Here is a 3658-nt window from a genome sequence, read left to right as displayed (position 1 = left end):
TGTCACTGTTCCCTAATTGATCAGAATCGTGCCTGAAATTGTCCCGTGAAATCAATGGCGGGTTGCACCCTTAATTTTCATATTGTACCCTTAATTACCATACTGTACCCTTAATTGCCGTACGGTCTGAACTGTGGATAAGTGTCGATCTATTGGGGAGGGGATTTGCGTGGTAGACGAGCGTCTTGCGAAACATCGTGCGGCCGTTCTTCGGCCGATCCTGGAGCTTGAGAAGAGAGGTGAGCCGATCAGCGCAGCAATCGGAGATGCCGCTTGGGAACTGGGCTTGGCGAAAAGCCACACATGGTCGCTCTACCGGCGTCTGAGAGAGAACGATGCACGTGCCACGGCGTTGGAGTTGGACCGTCGCGGGCCGAAACCGGGATCGAAGCGGATTGCTGAAGACGTCGAAATCATCATCGATGGGAGCCTGCGAAGATACTATCTGGTCCGCGAGCGCTCGAGCTTTCTTCGCATCTGGCGCGAGATCCGTGCCGAGTGCGAGGCGAAGGGGTTTCAGCCCCCGACCCGGAGAACGGTCAAAGCACGTCTAGACGCTATGGATCAGCGAGAGGTCTTCCGGAAACGGCGCGGGGCAGAGGCGGCTGACAAGGTCTTTGCCGCGCGTCCTGGCCGACTTGAAGTTTCAGCCCCGCTGGAAGTCGTTCAGATCGATCATACAACTTCGGACATCACGTTGGTCGATCACGTCAATCGACGGCCGCTTGCGCGCCCCTATCTGACGGTGGCCATCGACGTCGCGAGCCGGATCGTTCTCGGGGTCCATGTCACTTTCGATGAGCCATCTGTCTTGTCGATCGCCCTGTGTCTCGATCACTGTGTGCGCCGGAAATCGGTGCACGTTCCTGGAACACTGGAAGAGGTGATTTGGCCGACGGCCGGCATTCCTAAGGCGATCCACGTCGACAATGCGCAGGAGTTCCACAGCGAGGCCTTCAGAATGGCCTGCGAAGACTGGGGTATTACTGTCGAGTATCGTCCGCTTGGCGGCAAACACTATGGCGGTCATGTCGAACGGCTGATCGGAACGACCATGGGTGCCGTTCATGTGCTGCCCGGGACTACGCATTCCTCAATCGTCGAGAAGGGCGACTATGACAGTGAAAAACATGCGGCCCTGACACTGACCGAGTTTGAGGATTGGCTTCATCTGGAAATCTGCCGATACCACAATACGGTTCACGAAGCTCTCGGACGAACGCCGCTTGCGGCATGGGCGGACATGGGCGGGGATACTGCGGGACGGCAGGTCGTCGACATAGAAGCCTTTCGGACAAGCTTCCTGCCATTCGAGTGGCGCCAGCTCCGGCGCACCGGGATCACGCTTTTCGGGGTCAATTACTGGAGTGATGCCTTCGCGTCGTTGGTCGGACGCGGGCAGGGTAAAGTACAGGTGAAATACGATCCGCGAGACTTGTCGCAGGTCTGGGTTATCACCGATGATGGCCGCGTGATCTCGGCCCGGTACCGGGATCTCAGCCACCCGCGTATATCGCTTTGGGAAAGTCGGCGGGCGCGGAAAGAATGGCATGATAAACATGGTGGCCGGATCAACGAGCGGGTCCTATTCCAATTGATTGACGCGCAGCGGCGGCTGGCTGAGGCGGCGCGCCAAAAGACGCGGACTGCCCGGTTGGAAAACGAAAGAGGTGCTCGGCTTCCCCGGCACCAACCACGCCGCGATCCATCGCGCGAAATGTTCGCGATTGATACAGGCAACCCTGATCTGCCAACCTATGAGATTGATGAGTTTAATGACCCCAGAAGAAAGAATTGACCGTATCCGCGGCGATCATTGGATCAGTTTCGACCGTGCCACGATTGTTCTCAACCGATTGACCTCCCTTATGGAAATGCCGCAACAGAGCCGGATGCCTGGCCTGATGGTCTATGGTAGCTCCGGCATCGGTAAGACGATGATCGCCAAACGCATGGCCAGCAAGTATCCGACGCAGTACAATGCCAAACTGGGCGTCACGAAGACACCCATCCTGCTGGTTCAGGCGCCGCCCGCGCCGGATGAGCGCCGGTTCTATCAACACATCCTGTCAACGATCGGGGCGCCGATGTGGAGGCGTCACACGGTGTCCGAGCTTGAGGTGCGCGCGCTAAGCCATCTTCGGGACATGGACCTGAAAATGCTGATGATCGACGAAGTGCATAACCTGCTTGCCGGCAGTTACCGGGAGCAACGACGGTTCCTGAACATGCTCCGGTTCCTGTCCAACGATCTCTGCGCGTCGCTTGTTGTCTTCGGTGTCAACGAGGCCCTCGAGGCCGTCCGCGGTGACGACCAACTGGCCCGTCGGCTGGACGAACACTACCTGCCGCTCTGGGAGGACGACGTGGAATTCTCCCGTCTGATCCAGACGTTGATTGCCGCGATGGCGCTTGAGCAACGCTCAGGCCTTACGGTGGCGTCGCTTCGTACGATCCTGAAAGTGACCGGCGGCGTCACCTCGCGCGTGTTCATCATGATCAAGTCTTTGGCCATAGAAGCGATCGAGACAGGTGAGGAGCGGATCACCGACGAGGCGGTTCAGTCCTGGCAGCCGGTCTGGACAAAGCATGCCTGGAACATCCCTCGCCAACCCGCCGCGGCATTCCGGTGACCGTCAGATCGCTACCGTTTCGACCGCCGCCTGTACGCGATGAGCTTCTGTCCAGCTGGATCGGGCGATTGGCGAAGGCCAATCACTGCTCCGCTGAAGAGCTTTGCGGGTATCTTGGTTTGGGGCAGGGCAGGGTGCCGGAGCGTATCAACGATCTCGGACAGGTAGACTGGGCCCGCCTCTGCTCGGCAGTTCAACTGACCCAGCATGAGATTGCGGCCATGACCCTTCCGGATTCGACGCATCACGGCGTACAATACGTGTCGCAGCATGACTTCCAGTATTGTCCGAGGTGTGTTGAGAAAATACCCGATCTGATGCTTCGCCATTGGCGCTTGGCGTGGTCGATTACCTGCGAAACTTGCGGTCTGGTTCTGGCAACCAATTATCCAGCCAAAGATGTGTCAGGCAGACTTCGTGGTCGCGCTTTACGCGGCGTGGAAGCTCTAAAGACGGCTGTCGCCACGAACAATCTTGCGCGGTTGCGCCGGGTGGATTTGACCATGCATCTCATGGCAGTTCTGGAGATCGGGAACCTTAGGGCGCTCACTTCGGGGAACGAGCGCGAAAGGTTAATGGCGCTTGCCGCGGTCGGTGTTAGCGTGACCCGTCCCGTTTTGGGTGCTGCCATCATTCTACGTGGAAACGAACGGATGGTCTTTGAGTTGCGCCGCGCCTTTCCTCAACATCGTCGGGTGATTGAGCAGGCCCGTGGGTTGTCGCAGGACCTCGGCCAGCGGTTATCTGGGCGGTGGAAAACAGAGTATCCGACCAGTAAGACGCATGGAACGAACCGCCCAGGTGCATCCGTGAGCGCTCTGCAGGCAGCTCGTCAGGCCATATCCGAGCTTGGTGCCGGCGCAAACCGTGGAGCGCTTCTGACCCGCGCCGATGCAATCTGGAAAAGCTCAGGTGGTGTCAAATCCTGAGGCGTGGAGCCTGTGGAAATATTGAAATTAAGGGTACAAAAAACGCCCCAAAATGCGCCGAATCCGCAGAATCTGATTAAATAGGGTACAGTGACA

Annotated in this window: 3 protein-coding genes; all 3 read left to right on the top strand. The window is 58.0% G+C overall.

From position 1 onward, the window contains the following. Positions 1 to 169: 169 nt before the first annotated feature. The 3 genes from P775_RS02600 to P775_RS02590 are packed head-to-tail and all read left to right on the top strand — an operon-like array spanning position 170 to position 3562. The gene (locus tag P775_RS02600; RefSeq protein WP_099909507.1) at positions 170 to 1798 is read left to right on the top strand and encodes a Mu transposase C-terminal domain-containing protein; all 1629 of its coding nucleotides are present in this window, start codon (positions 170 to 172) and stop codon (positions 1796 to 1798) included. Next, positions 1776 to 2633: a TniB family NTP-binding protein gene (locus P775_RS02595; RefSeq protein ID WP_245875536.1), complete on the top strand. Its 858-nt coding sequence runs from the start codon at positions 1776 to 1778 to the stop codon at positions 2631 to 2633. Before P775_RS02600 ends, P775_RS02595 begins: the two co-directional genes overlap by 23 nt. Next, positions 2630 to 3562: a TniQ family protein gene (locus P775_RS02590; protein WP_180287293.1), complete on the top strand. Its 933-nt coding sequence runs from the start codon at positions 2630 to 2632 to the stop codon at positions 3560 to 3562. The genes P775_RS02595 and P775_RS02590 overlap by 4 nt, the downstream gene beginning before the upstream one ends. Positions 3563 to 3658: the final 96 nt, after the last annotated feature.

Origin of the sequence: Puniceibacterium antarcticum, assembly GCF_002760615.1 — a bacterium.
In the GTDB taxonomy this organism is placed as follows: Bacteria; Pseudomonadota; Alphaproteobacteria; order Rhodobacterales; family Rhodobacteraceae; genus Puniceibacterium; species Puniceibacterium antarcticum.
Note: the sequence above shows the minus strand (reverse complement) of the source record. Positions and strands in the feature narration are given on the sequence as shown.

Excerpts from the sequence above, each read along its gene's own strand:
- P775_RS02595 (WP_245875536.1), top strand. The coding sequence starts at position 1,776 with ATGACCCCAGAAGAAAGAATTGACCGTATCCGCGGCGATCATTGGATC.